General features: G+C 67.9%; 13 protein-coding genes and 1 tRNA gene. 6 read left to right on the top strand and 8 right to left on the bottom strand.

Annotation, left to right across the window (positions count from 1 at the left end; genetic code table 11):
• Positions 1-186: 186 nt before the first annotated feature.
• Positions 187-1041 (bottom strand): N-formylglutamate amidohydrolase, encoded by an 855-nt coding sequence (locus tag RT655_RS08140; RefSeq protein WP_409530264.1) that lies wholly within the window; start codon positions 1039-1041, stop codon positions 187-189.
• Positions 1042-1144: 103 nt separating this feature from the next.
• Here RT655_RS08140 and cpdR point away from each other — a divergent pair, with 103 nt between their 5' ends.
• The 5 genes from cpdR (at position 1145) to RT655_RS08115 (ending at position 5264) form a co-directional block, all read left to right on the top strand.
• Positions 1145-1519 (top strand): cell cycle two-component system response regulator CpdR, encoded by a 375-nt coding sequence (cpdR, locus tag RT655_RS08135; protein ID WP_084583107.1) that lies wholly within the window; start codon positions 1145-1147, stop codon positions 1517-1519.
• Between the two features lie 55 nt (positions 1520-1574).
• Positions 1575-1649 (top strand) — tRNA-Val (locus tag RT655_RS08130).
• Between the two features lie 277 nt (positions 1650-1926).
• Positions 1927-3057, top strand: a complete 1131-nt coding sequence (locus tag RT655_RS08125) for a glycosyltransferase (protein WP_313535991.1) — start codon at positions 1927-1929, stop codon at positions 3055-3057.
• Positions 3054-3968, top strand: a complete 915-nt coding sequence (locus tag RT655_RS08120) for a hypothetical protein (protein ID WP_313535990.1) — start codon at positions 3054-3056, stop codon at positions 3966-3968. The genes RT655_RS08125 and RT655_RS08120 overlap by 4 nt, the downstream gene beginning before the upstream one ends.
• Positions 3969-4043: 75 nt before the next feature.
• Complete coding sequence (locus RT655_RS08115) at positions 4044-5264, top strand: cation:dicarboxylate symporter family transporter (protein WP_313535988.1); 1221 nt, start codon at positions 4044-4046, stop codon at positions 5262-5264.
• Here the strand turns inward: RT655_RS08115 and RT655_RS08110 are convergent.
• The 6 genes from RT655_RS08110 to RT655_RS08085 all read right to left on the bottom strand — a co-directional run bounded on the left by RT655_RS08110 (position 5248) and on the right by RT655_RS08085 (position 12498).
• Positions 5248-6105, bottom strand: a complete 858-nt coding sequence (locus tag RT655_RS08110; protein WP_313535986.1) for a PhzF family phenazine biosynthesis protein — start codon at positions 6103-6105, stop codon at positions 5248-5250. The two genes, RT655_RS08115 and RT655_RS08110, sit on opposite strands and share 17 nt — an antisense overlap.
• Positions 6106-6175: 70 nt before the next feature.
• Positions 6176-6955, bottom strand: coding sequence for an SDR family oxidoreductase (locus RT655_RS08105; protein WP_313535985.1), 780 nt, complete (start codon positions 6953-6955; stop codon positions 6176-6178).
• 187 nt (positions 6956-7142) lie between these two features.
• A complete protein-coding gene (locus RT655_RS08100; protein WP_313535983.1) occupies positions 7143-8642 on the bottom strand; it encodes a porin in 1500 nt (499 codons plus the stop codon).
• 303 nt (positions 8643-8945) lie between these two features.
• Positions 8946-9485: a GNAT family N-acetyltransferase gene (locus RT655_RS08095; protein ID WP_313535981.1), complete on the bottom strand. Its 540-nt coding sequence runs from the start codon at positions 9483-9485 to the stop codon at positions 8946-8948.
• Between the two features lie 59 nt (positions 9486-9544).
• Positions 9545-11338: an IlvD/Edd family dehydratase gene (locus RT655_RS08090; protein ID WP_313535979.1), complete on the bottom strand. Its 1794-nt coding sequence runs from the start codon at positions 11336-11338 to the stop codon at positions 9545-9547.
• Positions 11339-11364: 26 nt separating this feature from the next.
• Positions 11365-12498, bottom strand: coding sequence for an aldose epimerase family protein (locus RT655_RS08085; protein WP_313535978.1), 1134 nt, complete (start codon positions 12496-12498; stop codon positions 11365-11367).
• Positions 12499-12643: 145 nt separating this feature from the next.
• On the opposite strand from RT655_RS08085, the gene RT655_RS08080 reads away from it, so the two are divergent.
• Positions 12644-13945 (top strand): sugar MFS transporter, encoded by a 1302-nt coding sequence (locus RT655_RS08080; RefSeq protein WP_313535976.1) that lies wholly within the window; start codon positions 12644-12646, stop codon positions 13943-13945.
• A gap of 381 nt (positions 13946-14326) precedes the next feature.
• On the opposite strand, the gene RT655_RS08075 is transcribed toward RT655_RS08080, so the two are convergent.
• The gene (locus RT655_RS08075) at positions 14327-15085 is read right to left on the bottom strand and encodes an FCD domain-containing protein (RefSeq protein WP_313536929.1); all 759 of its coding nucleotides are present in this window, start codon (positions 15083-15085) and stop codon (positions 14327-14329) included.
• Between the last annotated feature and the right edge of the window lie 25 nt (positions 15086-15110).

Here is a 15110-nt window from a genome sequence, read left to right as displayed (position 1 = left end):
CCTCGCCGTTCAAGCGAAAAACTTCTGCGATAAGCCGCCTTGAAGTCGCTCTCCTGCGCTCTATATCTTGCAGGTACGGCTCGTGTCCCCCCTTTCGCGATGCCGTGCGACGCGCCCTCGGGCGTGTCTCCTCCCTGAACCTTGGCCACCTCGTGGGTAACCACGGGGTGGTTTTTTATGTGCGGTTCATTCGGCGGCGAGCGCGCCGGGGAGGGCTTCGTCGGCGAGCGCGTCGATGACGGCGCGGAGGAGCGCCGTCACCGCCTCGGCGCCCGGGCCGAGCGCATCCAGCGCCGCATCCAGATACAGCGAGCGATCGATTTCGAGCTGCAGCGCATGCACCCCGCGACGTGGGTCGCCGTGGCGTTCGAGGATATGTCCGCCGGCATAGGGCGCGTTGGCGGCGATCGCGATGCCGTGCTGCCGTGCCACCGCCTCGACACGCGCTCCGAAACGCGAAGCGGCGGAGCGGCCGAAGCGATCGCCGATCACCAGTCGCGGCGCGCTTTCGGGAGACCCGAGCGGCGGCATCGAGTGGATGTCGAGCAGCAGCGCGATGCCGAAGCGCTCCCGCGCCGCTGCCAGTGCCTCGCTGAGCGCGAGGTGATAGGGCCGGTGATCGGCGAGGATCCGCGCCGTCACCTCTTCGGCGGCAAAGCGCCCGCGCCAGAGCTGGCCGAGCGTGCCCACCCGCCGCGGCACCAGCCCCAGGCCGCTGCGGACCTTGGCGGAGAGCGGACGACCTAGAAGATGCGCCCCTTCGTCGATCTGCGGATCGCGCTCATGCTCCGCGCGGTTCAGGTCGATCCAGGCACGGGCACGGGTGGCGACGAGCAAGGTCTCGTCGCGCTGCGCGTTCAGCGCCAGCGAATCGACGTGCCGGTCTTCCAGCGCGCGCAGTACGTTGGGGGAGACGCGCAGCGCCGCGAGCAGCGCCTGCGGATAGTCGCGCCCGCCATGGGGGGCGGAGAGCACGATGGGGCTTTCCGGCCGCATCGGCCCATGGCGATCGAAACTGGCGGCGCTGGTCACCTGGGCAATCTAGGCCCAGGCGCCCTTCCGGGCAAATCATAGGGTGCCTGCGCTGGAAAATCTTAAGGCCTTGCCGCATAAGGAGCACGCGGTTGGTACCTAAGGGGTGATGATGATCCGGATTCTGCTGGCCGAGGACGACCGCGTGATGCGCGAATACCTCACCCGCGCGCTGGAGCGCTCGGGCTATGCGGTCAGCGCGGTAGATCGCGGCACGGCTGCAGTCCCGCTGCTCGAGACCGAGCGATTCGATTTGCTGCTCACCGACATCGTGATGCCCGAGATGGACGGGATCGAGCTCGCCCAGCGGGCCGCGGAGATCGCGCCGGAGATGCGGGTGATGTTCATCACCGGCTTTGCCGCGGTGACGCTGCGCGCGGGCAAGCAGGTGCCGCAGGCCCGTGTGCTCTCCAAGCCCTTCCATCTGCGCGACCTGGTGCTGGAAGTGGATCGGATGTTCGAATCGGAGAATGTCGGGCAGAATTGAAATTAGCGCTTGCGCGGGGGGCTGACCCTCGCTAGAGGCGCGCTTCCCGAGTTTCGGGCGCGTAGCTCAGTGGTAGAGCACTGTGTTGACATCGCAGGGGTCGCAAGTTCAATCCTTGCCGCGCCCACCATCAAAGACCCCGCTGAGCATCAAGCTTGGCGGGGTTTTTGCTTTGTGCAGACGGGCGATGCCTGCAAGGCGTCGGCGTCCGGTCCCGCTGCGCCGGGCGGATTCGAGCACCCGGCGCGACGGCATGGTCGAGCGATCCGGCGTCTGCTACTGCCGGAAATCGGGGCAAGCGAGGTGCGGCCTGCGCTGGCATCACGGGGAGGCTGACGGGTTGGCTGCGCGAAATCGCAACGATGACAAGGGATCCGCGATTGTCGGCACCATCTGATACCGGGCGCGTGCGCGTTCTCACCTTTCTACACAGCTTCGCCCCGGGTGGTGTGGAACGTGTCGCGCTACGGCTGGTGCGGCATTGGCGCGCAGCGGGGGTAGAAGCGCTGCTGTTCCTCGGCCGCGAAGACGGCGCGATGCGTGAAGAGTTCGCCGATGTCGCCTATGCGGTGCCCCGCCAGCCGCGCTTTCACCAACGCCGTTGGGAAACCCTTTGGATGATTCTCACACTCCCCGCCGAAATTCGGCGGGCGCGACCAGATGTGCTGTTCGTAGCCGGCTCCACCTACACCATCGTCGCCGTCATGATGCGGCTGCTGCTTGGGCGGCGCTGCCCGCCGATCGTGGTCAAGGTGAGCAACGACCTCGCCCGGCGCGATCTGAACCCGATGGGCCGTTTCTTCTGGCGCGCCTGGTTGCGCATCCAGGCGCGGTGCGCGCGAAGCTGGGTCGTGATGGACGAGGCGATGCTGCCCGAATTGCCGCCGGTCATGGCGCAGCGCGGCCATGTCGTCCACGATCCCGCGATTGCCGCGGCGCAGGTGCTGCCGCCCCGGGCCGAGCGCGCGGCGGGCCCGCGGCGCTTCGTCGCGATCGGGCGGCTGGTGGCGCAGAAGCATTTCGCACTGATGCTGCGGGCCTTTGCACGCGCTGTGCAGCCGGGCGAGACGCTGACGCTGTTCGGCGACGGCCCGGAACGCGCGGCGCTGGAGGCGCTGGCGGCGTCGCTCGGCATTGCCGATCGCGTGCGCTTTGCCGGGCATGTCGCCGACGCGCCGGCGCAGCTCGCGGGCTATGACGTGCTGCTGATGTCGTCGCGCTATGAAGGCGTGCCGGCGGTGGTGATCGAGGCACTGGCGGCCGGGCTGGCGGTGGTTTCCACCGATTGTGGTGCCGGATTGCGCAGTTTGCTCGGCCAGGGCCTTTTCGGGACGATCGTGCCGCAGAATGAGGTGTTGCTTGCCGAGGCGATTCGCACGGCACCCAGCCAGGTCCCGGATCGCCCGGCGCTGCGCGCCTCGCTCGACCGTTTCACCATCGAACGTTCCGCCCAGGCCTATCTCGACCTGTTCGTCGAAGCGGCGGCGGCGCATGCGCGCAGCCGAGCCGTGTTGCCCACCCAAGAGGTGCCCGCATGAAGTCGCCGGTGCAGGCGGTGCGGACGGCCTATGCCGCGCTTTCGGAGACGACGCGCGAGCGCTTGCTCGCGATCATCGGCCTCGCCTTCTCGGCGACGATCCTCATCGCGGTGTTCTGGCAGCTCGACGGGATCGATTTCACCGTGCTGACCCGTACACCGCGCGACCCCCTCTTCTGGCTGGTCTTCGTCGCCACCTATGTGCTGGGACCGGTGATGGACTGGATCATCCTGCGTCGCATCTGGGGTCTGGGCCTGGGCGCCTTTCCGGCGTTGTTGCGCAAACAGGCCGCAAACGAAGTGGTGCTCGGCTATTCGGGGGACGCGCAGCTCTATGTCTGGGCGCGGCGGACGCTGGGCCCCGAAGGCCGGCCGTTCGAGACGCTGCGCGACGTGGCAATCACGTCGGCGCTGGCGGGGAACCTCGTCACGCTGGCGATGCTGGTGCTCAACGCTCCGATCGTCCAGGGCCTGGCCAAGGGCACGCTGTTCAATACGCTGCTTATCTCGACCGCGACGATCGTGCTGTCGTCGCTGGCGATCTTCTTCTTCCGCCGCATCGTCTTCGCGCTGCCGCCGCGGCAATTGATGATGACGATCATCGTCCACACCATCCGCATCCTGCTCAGTCTGGTGCTGACGGCGCTGCTCTGGAAGCTGTTGCTGCCCTCGATCTCGATCGCGGCGTTGTTCCTGGTGGGAACGCTGCGGATGATGATGTCGCGGCTGCCCTTCGTGCCCGCCCGAGAAGCGCTGCTCGCGCCGCTGATCGTCGCGCTGCTCGGCGACTCCGCCGGGCTGGCGGGCGCAGTGCTGTTCGTCGCAACGCTGATGCTGGCGGCGCATGTGGTGGTGGGCGGCGTGTCGTCGCTCGCCGACTTCATCACCCGGAGCAAGCCGCGCCTCGCCTGACCGCGCAAAAAGTCGCTGGCGCCGGCGCCCCGCAGCCGTCATCAGCCGCGCCGATACTGGAACGAGGGACGGACGATGGCGAAGACGGCGCTGGTGATCGGCGCGCTGCTGGCGGGAGTATTGCTCGGCTTTGCCGCGCGCTGGCCAGCGGGCGCGTTCCTTGTGCCGTGGATCGACCTGGTCGCGCCGATCGGCGCCTTCTGGATTCGTGCGCTGACCATGACGCTGGTGCCGCTGGTGTTCGCGCTGGTCGTGACCGGCGTGGTCAATGCGGTACGCCACGGCCAGGGCGGGCGCCTGCTCGCGACGAGCTTCGCGGTGTTCCTGCCGATGCTGGTGCTCGCCGCGCTGCTTGCCTGGGGGGCGCTGGAGATCGTGCTGTGGCTGTTTCCGCTCGGGCCGGACCCGCTCGCCGGGATCCTGGCGGCAGGGCCGCCGGCGGTGCCGCATGTGCCGAGCGCTTCGGAGCAGATCCTTGCCATCCTGCCCGAGAACCCGATCGCGGCGGCGGCCAGCGGCGCGATGCTGCCCTTGGTGGTGTTCGCGGTGCTGCTGGGCGTGGCGATCGCGCGCACCGAAGGCAGCGGCCTGGCGGGGGTGATCGACGAACTCGCCAAGGCGATGACGCGGATCGTCGACTGGATCCTGCTCGCCGCACCGGTCGGCATCTTCGTGCTGGCGATGGGGGCGGGCAAGGCGGCGGGGGCGAGCGTTGCCGGGGTACTGGCGCGCGACGTGGCGGCGGAGATCCTGTTCTGCCTCCTCGCGATCGGCATGTGCTACCTGCTCGTCTTCGGCTTGCGGGCGATGCCGCTCGGCCGGTTCGCGCGTGGCATCGTGCCCGCGCAGGCCACCGCAGCGGGTACCTGTTCCTCGATGGCGACCGCGCCGGTCTCGATGGACGTCGCGCTCAACGGGCTGCAACTGCCGCAGGAAGTGGCGGGCACCACGCTGCCGCTCGCCATATCCACCTTCCGGCTGGCCACGACCGGCGTGACGGTGATCGAGGTGTTCCTGGCGGCGCATGCGGCGGGCGTACACGCCTCGCCGGTGCAATGGGTGCTGGCAGGGCTGTCCGCGGTGATCGCGGGCATCGCCACGCCGGGGTTGCCGGGCGCGGCGATCCTCTACGCCTGCGACGCGCCGGGCATGCAGATCCTCGGCGCGCCGCTGGCGATGATCCCGCTCTATATCGCGGTATCGGCGATCCCGGACATGTTCATCACCACCGCCAGCGTCACCGGCCAAGTGACCGCGACGACGCTGGTCGCGCGGCTGGTCAGGCGAGGGCGCTGAGACCGGGCAGAATGCCCTCGGCGATCGTCATGCTGCGCCCGCCGATCCACGCCTTCCCGCCCGCGTCATAGTCGACGAAGATGCGGCCACGCCGATCCAGCCGCGTCCCCTGCGCCGCGACATAGCCGCCGTTCACGCGACCGCTTGCGTGCAGCCACTGCGCCGCCGAGGCGTTGAAGCTGCCGGTCACCGGATCCTCGATGATGCCGCCAAAGGCATCGGTGAACAGGGTGCGGATTTCCCAGGCAACCTCGGTGCCTGCCGGATGCGGGCCGACCAGCCCGATCTCGATCCGGCCATCCCAATGGCGCACCGGTTCAACGGCGAGGACGTCCTCAGCAGAGTCGAGCAGCACGGCGATCCAGCCGGGACCGTTGTCCGCCCAGGCGGCGTCGACGATCGCGCCGGGATCAATCCGCAGTGCGGTCGCGAGCTTGGCGCGGGTCTCCGCATCCACCGGGCCGCTCCGCAGCAGCGGCGGGGCGGCAAAGGCAAGGCGGTCGCCCTCGGGGCGGATCGGGATCAACCCGGCGCCGCACTGCTGGACGATCTGGTCCGCCGCCGCCGGCACGCCGCCCGCCGCCAGCCAGGCATGGCAGGCGCCGAGCGTCGGGTGACCGGCAAAGGGCAGCTCGCGGTCGAGCGTGAAGATGCGCACATGATAGTCGGCGCCCGCCACGCTCGGCGGCAGCAGGAACACCGTCTCGCTCAGGTTGAACCAACGGGTGATCGCCTGCATCGTCGCCGTGTCGAGATCGCTCCCGCCGTGGACCACCGCCAGCGGATTGCCGGTGAACGGGCCGTCATGGAACACGTCGACCAGCGAAAAGGGCGTCGTCATCTGCTGCATCTCCCCCGCCGCGCGTGCGGCACGCGGCGGGGATCGCCGATCGCGGTGCACGTGGCAAGCCTCAGCCGGGCGCTGCCGCCGAGCCCGCGAGCAAGCCGCCATCGACCTGCAGCTCGGCGCCGGTGATATAGGCCGCCTCGTCCGAGGCCAGCAACGCGGCCATAGCGGCCACTTCTTCCGGTAGCCCGAAGCGACGAAGCGGAGTGTCAGCCACCAGCGCCTGCATCCGCGCTTCCCGGTCCGGCCCCTCGCCGAGCATGGGCTCCCACATCGGCGTGAGGATCGCGGCGGGGTGGATGCTGTTGCAGCGGATCTTCCAGCCCTGCTGCGCGCAGTAGAGCGCCACCGTCTTGCTGTGGTTGCGGATTGCGGCTTTGGAGGACGCATAGGCCGCGGCGCCGGGAATCCCGACCATCCCAGAGCGCGACGCGATGTTGATGATCGACCCGGTGCCCGCCTGCTTCATGGCGGCGATTGCGTAGCGGCAGCCGAGAAAAGTGCCGTCGAGATTGACGCGGTGGACCGCGCGCCATTCCTCCAGCGAAGCATGTTCGGGGTCATGGGGCACCATGCCCGCTTCGAAGCCGGTGATGCCGGCATTGTTGACGACCACGTCCGCCGTCGGGACATGGGCTGCCAGCCGCGCCCAATCGGCTTCCTCGCGCACGTCGAGCGGCTCGAACCAGCAGCCCAGGTCCCGCGCGGCCGCGGCACCAGCGGCGCAGTCCAGGTCGGTGAGGATGACGGTGCCGCCTTCTGCCAGGAAGCGCGCCGCGATGGCGCGGCCGATGCCGCGCGCTGCGCCAGTGACGACGCAGGTCTTGTTCTTCAGTCGTTGCATGAAAATCTCGAAGACAGAGTCCAGGTGCGCGGCGGTGCCGCGGGCTGTCGATTGCCGCTTCAGCGGTGACGGTGGACCATGTCGAGAACTCCCGGAAACCCGGCGATCCTAGGCGCAGGGGTGGGGAAGGGCAAGCGGCCGCCGCTCCCGATGGGAAAGCGACGGCCACGCAGTTTGGTCGAAGGGATCAGAAGGTGACGCCGAAGCCGGCGCTGATCGTCTCGCCCTTGTCCTTGCCGGTGAACGCGCCGGCCTTGTTGTTGGTCTTCCAGTGGATCAGGTTCAGCTGGAGGCGGATGATGCTGTCGAGATACCAGTTGGTGCCGATCGTCGCGGCTTCGCCGTTAGTCGCGTTCGGGATGCCCGAATAGTCGATGTTCTCGTAGCGGGCGAGCACTTCGATCGCACCCGGGCCGCCGTTGAACACTGGACGCAGCACGCGCGGCTGGGCGAAGGTGCCGAGGCGCGGATTGTAGGGCGGCAGGTCGCCTGTGACGAAGAAGCCGGTCGACAGGCTCCACGCCTTGCTCTCGAAGTCCGGGCGGCCGGCGTTGAGGCGCGCGACGCGCTTGCCGGCCTCGCCCATCACCCAGAACGGGCCGGCATAGCCGCCCAGCTCCGCGCCATAGCCGGTGGTGCCGGTGCCGCCGACCAGCGCGCCGGTCTGTACGCGCAGATTGCCGTTGAAGCGGCCGCCGATCACCGTGTTGCGGGTCAGCGTGCCCGGCCCGCGCGAGGACAGCGCCTCGTCGAAGCCCCACAGCCCGACATGGACGATCGAACGATCGGTCTTGAACGGATTCCAGTGCGCGCGCGCCAGCACGGTGCGGCTGTCGTTGATCGCCTGGCTGGCGTCGACGCTGTCGCCGCTGATCGTCACCGAGGCGTGGCCGGTCTTCCAGAACAGGCGCGGCATGAGGGCGATGCCGTAGAAGCCGCGCTGCGGGATGATCGAGGTGGCGACGACGTTGCGTTCCAGGAACGGCGGGGCGTCCGAACCGCTCGAACCTTCGAAGCTGCGGTCGTTGAACATGTTGCCGAAGCGGACGTCGTAGGAAACCTTGCCCACGTCGTTCCGCCAGCCGACGAACATCGTGCCGACGTCCGAGGTGTTGTCGGCGAAGTCGTTTTCGAACTGGTAGAAGAAGTGTGGGCCGACCGCACCCTCGATACCGATACGCAGCGCACGGGCGCCGGTGGTGGTGATGTTGCGGGCGTCGTAGTTCGAGCCGAAGGTCGAGCTGACATGGTTGATGATACGGCCGCGCATCTTGAACAGATACTTGCCGTCCGCCGAGCGGAAGATCGGCAGGCCGCCACGCCATTCGGTGGTGACGTTGGAGACGTTGGCGGCGGCGCGCGCCTGGGCGACGCTCTGATCGGCGAGGCCGACCGGGGCGAGCTGCGGCGCGAAGGAATCTGCGACGGTCTCGTCATTGGCGACGTTGGTCCGCTTGGCTTGGGCGGCCTGCGGCACCGATACCGGCGCAGCGGCCTGCGCCACCGGAGCAGCATCCTGGTTGCCTTCGATCCTGTCGAGACGGGCGCGCAGCGCGGCGATTTCTTCGGCCTGGGCCTTGAGCAACCGCACCAGCTCGGCCTGATCGGCCGACGTGCTCTGGGCAAGCGCCGGCGTGGCGAAGAGCAGCGCGGAAAGCGCTGCACCCGCCAGGAATTTCATCTTCATTGTGACAACCCCGTCTGTTGATCTCGCGTCGCCTAAGGCAACCGAATATCAATATAGAATGGCCACCTTCAAATGATCCGGCGATGAAACGAAAGAAGCGGTATTACGTAGAAATGCGTTAGTGGCTCATGCAACCGGACGCGGATATGATCGCACGGTTCGAATATTCGCCACCGGGCGTTTTTCATTGGATGCCGGTGGTTTCATTGCGGCACCTGAGAAATAGAGCGCTTCCTATATCCGCGCTGGTTATCGAGACATGGCGGGGCGGCTAGGGGATTCCCCGAAGCTCCACCGCAAGGGTCAAAGCGGCTTTTCCATCCGCACCAGCGGCACGCATACCCCGTCGATCGGGGCAGACAGGATGGTTTCGATCGGGTGATAGCCGCAGGCCCGGTAGAGCGGCACGCCGGCCATCGTCGCCATCATCTCGGCGCGGGCGAAGCCTGCGCTTCGGGCGGCATCCTCGCACAGGCCAAGCACCCGGCGGCCGACACCGCGGCGGGTAAAGTCCGGATCGGTGTACATCGCCCGGATCTTGGCGGCGTCGCGGGCAGGGTCGAGAGGCTGGGGTTCGCGGGTGACGATGCTTGCGTCGCCGCCATACAGTGTCGCTCGGAAGGACCAGCCGCCGCAGCCTGCGATCTTCGCGGCCTCATCTTCGACGAGGAAATAGGTCTGGTCGGCGATCAGCTGGGTGTCGAGGCCCATCACCTGGTGGCTGGCGGCGACCTGCTCGGGGGTGAGGAACCCGTGCTGGAGCTGCGCGATCGCGCGGGCCATCACCGCTTGCAGCGCTTCCAGGTCGTCCAGCCGGGCGAGGCGGTGGGTGAAGGCGGGCATAGGCGTTCCTCGAGGGGTGGTGCGGCGGGGCTAGCCAGCCGCCGCACCACCCGCAAGGATCAGTGGTTGTCGCGCGGGATGCCGTGGGTCTGGGCGATGCGCTGGAACTGCTCGGCGCCCTCCAGGATGGCGCCGGTGTTCATCTGGCCGACCACGGCACGCTGGATCGCCTGCCACGGCGTCTGCGACGCGGGATAGGCGAAGCCGCCCGCCTCGGCGAGCACGCGGCGGCGCTCGGCGAGGTCGTCGGCGGGGATCAGCACGTCGGCGGTGCCGCGGTTGAGGTCGATCCGCACCCGGTCGCCGGTCTTGAGCAGCGCCAGGCCGCCCATCGCCGCCGCCTCGGGCGAGGCGTTGAGGATCGAGGGCGAGGCCGAGGTGCCCGACTGGCGGCCGTCGCCGATGCACGGCAGCGCATGCACGCCCTCGCGGATCAGATAGGCCGGCGCGCGCATGTTCACGACCTCGGCCGCACCCGGATAGCCGATCGGGCCCGCGCCGCGCATTACCAGCAACGTGTCCGGCGTGATGCCGGTTTCGGGATCGTCGATGCGGTGGTGGTAATCCTCGGGACCGTCGAACACCACAACCGGGCCTTCAAACGCCTCGGGATCGTTCGGGTTGGAGAGGTAGCGGTCGCGGAATTCGGGGCCGATCACGCTCGTCTTCATGATCGCCGCATCGAACAGATTGCCGCGCAGCACGATGAAGCCGGCCTCGTTCACCAGCGGCTCCTCGAAGCGGCGGATGACCTTCTCGTCCTCGATCGTCGCATTGCGGCAATTCTCGCCGATGGTCTTGCCGTTGGCGGTGATCGCATTCTCGTGGATCAGCCCCTGCTGCATCAGCTGGGCGACCACGGCGGGCACGCCACCGGCGCGGTAATAATCCTCGCCCAGATACTCGCCGGCGGGCTGCAGGTTTACCAGCAGCGGCACCTTGTGGCCATGCGTCTGCCAGTCGTCGAGCGCGAGCTCGGCGCCGACATGGCGGGCGATCGCGGCCAGGTGGATCGGCGCGTTGGTCGAGCCGCCGATCGCCGAGTTGACGACGATCGCGTTGAGGAACGCCTCGCGGGTCAGGATGTCGGAGGGCTTGAGGTCCTCCGCCACCATGTCGACGATCCGCTTGCCGGTGCGATAGGCGACTTCCTGACGATCACGGTACGGCGCGGGGATCGCCGCCGAGCCGGGCAGCATCATGCCCAGCGCCTCGGCGAGGCTGTTCATCGTCGTCGCCGTGCCCATCGTGTTGCAATAGCCGGTCGACGGCGCCGAGGAGCTGACCAGGCGGATGAAGCCCTCGTCGTCGATCTCGCCGGCCGCGAGCAGCTCGCGTGCCTTCCACACGATCGTGCCCGAGCCGGTGCGCTCGCCGCGGTGCCAGCCATTGAGCATCGGCCCGACCGACAGCGCGATCGCCGGGATGTTCACCGTCGCCGCCGCCATCAGGCAGGCTGGCGTCGTCTTGTCGCAGCCGGTGGTGAGCACCACGCCGTCGATCGGATAGCCGTAGAGCAATTCGACCAGACCGAGATAGGCGAGGTTGCGATCGAGGCCCGCGGTCGGGCGCTTGCCGGTTTCCTGGATCGGGTGGACCGGGAACTCGATCGCGATGCCGCCCGCCTCGCGAATGCCTTCGCGAATGCGCTCGGCGAGGACGAGGTGGTGGCGGTTGCAGGGGCTCAAGTCCGAGCCCGTCTGGGCGATCCCGATGATCGGCTTGCCCGAGCGCAGTTCCTCCAGGCTCAGCCCGTAGTTGAGATAGCGCTCGAGATAGAGCGCGGTCATATCAACGTTGTCAGGGTTGTCGAACCAGGCGCGGCTGCGCAGCTTAGGCGGAAAGTCGGTCATCGGGAAAGCCTTGCGGGAGGAGAAGGTCAGTTGGTCGTCGAGAAGCGATAGACGATCACGTTGCGATACGTCTGCCCCGGGTTGAGCCGCGCCGAGCCGAGCGCCGGCTGGTTGGGGGTGTCCGGGAACACTTGGGGTTCGAGCGCGAGCGCGTCGCCCTGGCGATAGGCGTGATTGGACTTGCCGATCGCGGTGCCGTCGAGGAAGTTGCCGGTATAGAATTGCACGCCAGGCTGGTTGGAGAGGATTTCCATCACCCGGCCGCTCGACGGATCCTCGACGCGGGCATGGAGCACCGGCTGGGCCGACGCGGTCTTGGCAATCACGAAATTCTCGTCATAGCCTTGGCCGAACACGATCTGCGGATCGCGGCCGTCGCGGATGCGGGCACCGATCACGGTCGGCTTGCGGAAGTCGAAAGGGGTGCCTTCGACGGGGCGCAGCGAGCCGGTGGGGATCAGCGTCTTGTCGACCGGCGTCGTGGTCTCGGCAGGGATCGTCAGGACGTTGTCGTAGATCGAGCGCTGCGAGGCTTCGCCGGCGAGGTTGAAGAAGCTGTGGTTGGTGATGTTGACGATGGTCGGCTTGGTCGTGGTCGCGGTGTACTCGACCGACAGCTCGTTCTTCTCGTTCAGCGCATAGGTGGCGGTGACGGTGAGCTGGCCGGGATAGCCTTCCTCGCCGTCCGCCGCGACATAGCGCAGGGTGACGCTGGCGCTCTCGCCGCTCGCCACCTTCTCGACCGTCCAAAGGCGCTTGTCGAAACCCTTCAGGCCGCCGTGCAGCGCGTTGGGGCCGTTGTTCTTGGCGAGGGTGTAGGTCTTGCCGTCGATGCTGAAGGTGCCGCCCTTGATGCGGTTGGCATAGCGGCCGACGGTGGCGCCGAAATAGTTCGGGGCGACCAGATAGCCCTTCATGTCGGTATAGCCGAGCGTCACGTCCTCGGATTTGCCGTTCCGGTCCGGCGCGGACAGCGACTGGAGGATCGCGCCGTAGCTGAGGATGGTGGCGCGCATGCCATGGCCGTTGGTGAGCGTGATCGCTTCCACCTTCTGCCCGTCGGCGGTGGTGCCGAAGGCGGCGCGGGTCGCTTCGCCGGCCTGTGCGGACAGCGGAATCATCGCGGTGGCGAGCAGCGCGCCCTTGATAAGATAATTCATGCAATGCCTCTCCCTATCGGTTATCGCTGCTGCAAGCGGCGACGCGGCCGTTGACGCTGGACCTCGGGTTGAATACTCCGACTAGAAAGCGAAGAGCAACCCCGCCGCGTCTCCCCGTGGCAAAAAACGAGAGGATCATACCAGCATGGCGGTCATGCCGACGTCTAAGGCTGCTCCGGCGGGGGCCGGGCAAGCCTCTCCCCCAACGCAATATGGACGCGCGCTGGCCCTGCTCGCCACGCTGTTCTTCATGTGGGGCTTCATCACGGTGATCAACGGCACGCTGCTGCCGCATCTGCGCAGCGTGTTCGAGCTCAGCTATTTCCAGGCGGCGCTGATCGAGAGCGTATGGTTCATCGCCTATTTCTTCGCCTCGATCCCCTCGGCCAAGCTGATCGAGCGGATCGGCTACCAGAAATCGCTGGTCGTCGGACTGCTGATCATGGCGGCGGGCGCGCTGGGGATGACGCTGGCGGCGAGCCTGCCCTCCTATGGCGTGACGCTGTTCATGCTGTTCGTGATCGCCAGCGGCATCACGCTGCTGCAGGTCGCGGCCAACCCCTATGTCGCGGTGATCGGTCCGTCCGAGACCGCGTCGTCGCGGCTCAACCTGGTGCAGGCGATGAACTCGGCCGGCACGATGCTGGCGCCGCTGTTCGGCGCCTATCTGATCCTCGGTCGCTCCAAGGGCGGCACGGCGCAGGCGGGTGCGGCGGCGCTCACCCAGGCCGAGCGCCTGGCCGACGCGCACGCCGTGATCCTGCCCTATGTGCTGGTCGCGGTGGTGCTGCTGGTGCTGGCGATCGTGATCGCGCGCTTCCCGCTGCCGGCGATGGGATCGGCGACCAGCCGCGTCGCCAAGGAAGACCGCAAGCATCATAGCCTGTGGAACCACCGGAACCTGGTGTTCGGCATCGGCGCGATCTTCATCTACCTGATCGCCGAGATCGGCGTCGGCAATCTGTTCGTGAACTTCGTCAGCCGCCCCGAGATCGGCAACATGACGACCGAGCAGGCGGGGCGCTACCTTACCCTCCTCTGGGGCGGGATGATGGTCGGCCGCTTCGTCGGGTCGGCGATCATGCAGAAGGTGGATGCGGGTATCGTGCTCGCGGCCTTCTCGATCGCGGCCTTCATCGTGATGGTGGTCACCGTGTTCACCCAGGGCGAAGTGGCCATGTGGTCGCTGATCCTGGTGGGCTTGTTCCACTCGATCATGTTCCCGACGATCTTCACCCTCGGCATCAAGGGCCTCGGCCCGCTGACCGAGGAAGGCTCTGGCCTGCTGATCATGGCGATCGCCGGCGGTGCGCTGGTGGCGGTGCAGGGCTGGCTGGCCGACACCTATGGCCTGCAGCACTCGTTCCTCCTGACCGCGATCTGCGAGCTGTACATCCTGTTCTACGCGCTGTGGGGCAGCAAGCCGACCAACGCGATCGCGGATTGATCGGAATGTGCGTTTCCTCCCGCGCGCAAGCGGGGGAGGGGGACCGCCGCCGCAGGCGGTGGTGGAGGGGGCGTCGCCGCGGGTGGCGCCCTCTTTGTATGTACGGGACGGCCCCCTCCACCATGCCGCTGGCGCGGCGCGGTCCCCCTCCCCCGGACTGCTCCGAGGGAGGAAACGCTGGCGGGTGACGCTCGCCCTGCCATCACCGTCACGCCGGTGCCGCACCGCGAAAGTTCCGAAAGTTCCGGGAAAGCGACACAACGCCCGTTCTCCGTCCCGATTCGCGACCGACCGCCGAAGAACAAAGCATAAACAAGGTGTGTAGGAAAGGAGCTTCCGCTGCGGCGTTGTCCGCCGGCCGCCCGGATCGGCAGCAGTTCCTCACATCGAAAGGCGCGTGTCTTCCAGCGCGAGATCCACCAGCGTGCGCATCGCCGCCGCCGCCGCGTCGGGATCCCCGGCCGCGATCGCGTCGAACACCTTGATGTGATCGGGCACCGGGTCGCGGGGCAGGGCGCGGGCGCGCTGCTTGTACTTGGTCGTCCAACTCACCGCCGCGCCGATGCTGGCGCTCAGCGCGACCAGCGCATTGTTGTGCGTCGCTTCCAGCAGCGCATCGTGGAAGTCGCGGTCCGCCGCGCGGCCGGCATCGGTCGCCAGCGTGTGGCGGCGCATCTGGGTGAGCGCGTCGCGCATCGCCTTGACGTCGTCGCGGTCCCGCCGCTCGGCGGCGAGGCGGGCGGCGGCGGGTTCGACCACCGCGCGCAGCTCGAACAGGTCGCGGACGAAATCGGTGTCGGGCTCGCCTGAAAAGGCCCAGGCGAGCACCTGCGGATCGAGCATGTTCCATCGGGCGCGGGGCAGCACGCGGGTGCCGGCCTTGGGGCGGCTCTCGACCAGCCCCTTGGCGGTAAGCACCTGCACCGCCTCACGATAGGCGCTGCGCGACACGTCCAGCGCCTCGGCATTGGCGACTTCGCCGGTCAGCTTCTCGCCGGGCGCGATCGCGCCGGAGACGATCTGGGTGCCGAGATAATGCGCGATCGCCCCGCGCAGGCGGCGGCCCGAGCCCTTGGGCGTCCGGGTGATCGGCTGCACGCCTGCCTCGTCCACGCCGTCCGCCTGATCGTCCACTGCCATCCGCTCGCTCTCCTGCATGGTGCAT

It is taken from the genome of Sphingomonas sp. (assembly GCF_032114135.1).
GTDB lineage: Bacteria > Pseudomonadota > Alphaproteobacteria > Sphingomonadales > Sphingomonadaceae > Sphingomonas.
Note: the sequence above shows the minus strand (reverse complement) of the source record. Positions and strands in the feature narration are given on the sequence as shown.

Excerpts from the sequence above, each read along its gene's own strand:
- cpdR (WP_084583107.1), top strand. The coding sequence starts at position 1,145 with ATGATCCGGATTCTGCTGGCCGAGGACGACCGCGTGATGCGCGAATAC.
- RT655_RS08120 (WP_313535990.1), top strand. The coding sequence starts at position 3,054 with ATGAAGTCGCCGGTGCAGGCGGTGCGGACGGCCTATGCCGCGCTTTCG.
- RT655_RS08115 (WP_313535988.1), top strand. The coding sequence starts at position 4,044 with ATGGCGAAGACGGCGCTGGTGATCGGCGCGCTGCTGGCGGGAGTATTG.
- RT655_RS08110 (WP_313535986.1), bottom strand. The coding sequence starts at position 6,105 with ATGACGACGCCCTTTTCGCTGGTCGACGTGTTCCATGACGGCCCGTTC.
- RT655_RS08105 (WP_313535985.1), bottom strand. The coding sequence starts at position 6,955 with ATGCAACGACTGAAGAACAAGACCTGCGTCGTCACTGGCGCAGCGCGC.
- RT655_RS08100 (WP_313535983.1), bottom strand. The coding sequence starts at position 8,642 with ATGAAGATGAAATTCCTGGCGGGTGCAGCGCTTTCCGCGCTGCTCTTC.
- RT655_RS08095 (WP_313535981.1), bottom strand. The coding sequence starts at position 9,485 with ATGCCCGCCTTCACCCACCGCCTCGCCCGGCTGGACGACCTGGAAGCG.
- RT655_RS08090 (WP_313535979.1), bottom strand. The coding sequence starts at position 11,338 with ATGACCGACTTTCCGCCTAAGCTGCGCAGCCGCGCCTGGTTCGACAAC.
- RT655_RS08085 (WP_313535978.1), bottom strand. The coding sequence starts at position 12,498 with ATGAATTATCTTATCAAGGGCGCGCTGCTCGCCACCGCGATGATTCCG.
- RT655_RS08080 (WP_313535976.1), top strand. The coding sequence starts at position 12,644 with ATGGCGGTCATGCCGACGTCTAAGGCTGCTCCGGCGGGGGCCGGGCAA.
- RT655_RS08075 (WP_313536929.1), bottom strand. The coding sequence starts at position 15,085 with ATGGCAGTGGACGATCAGGCGGACGGCGTGGACGAGGCAGGCGTGCAG.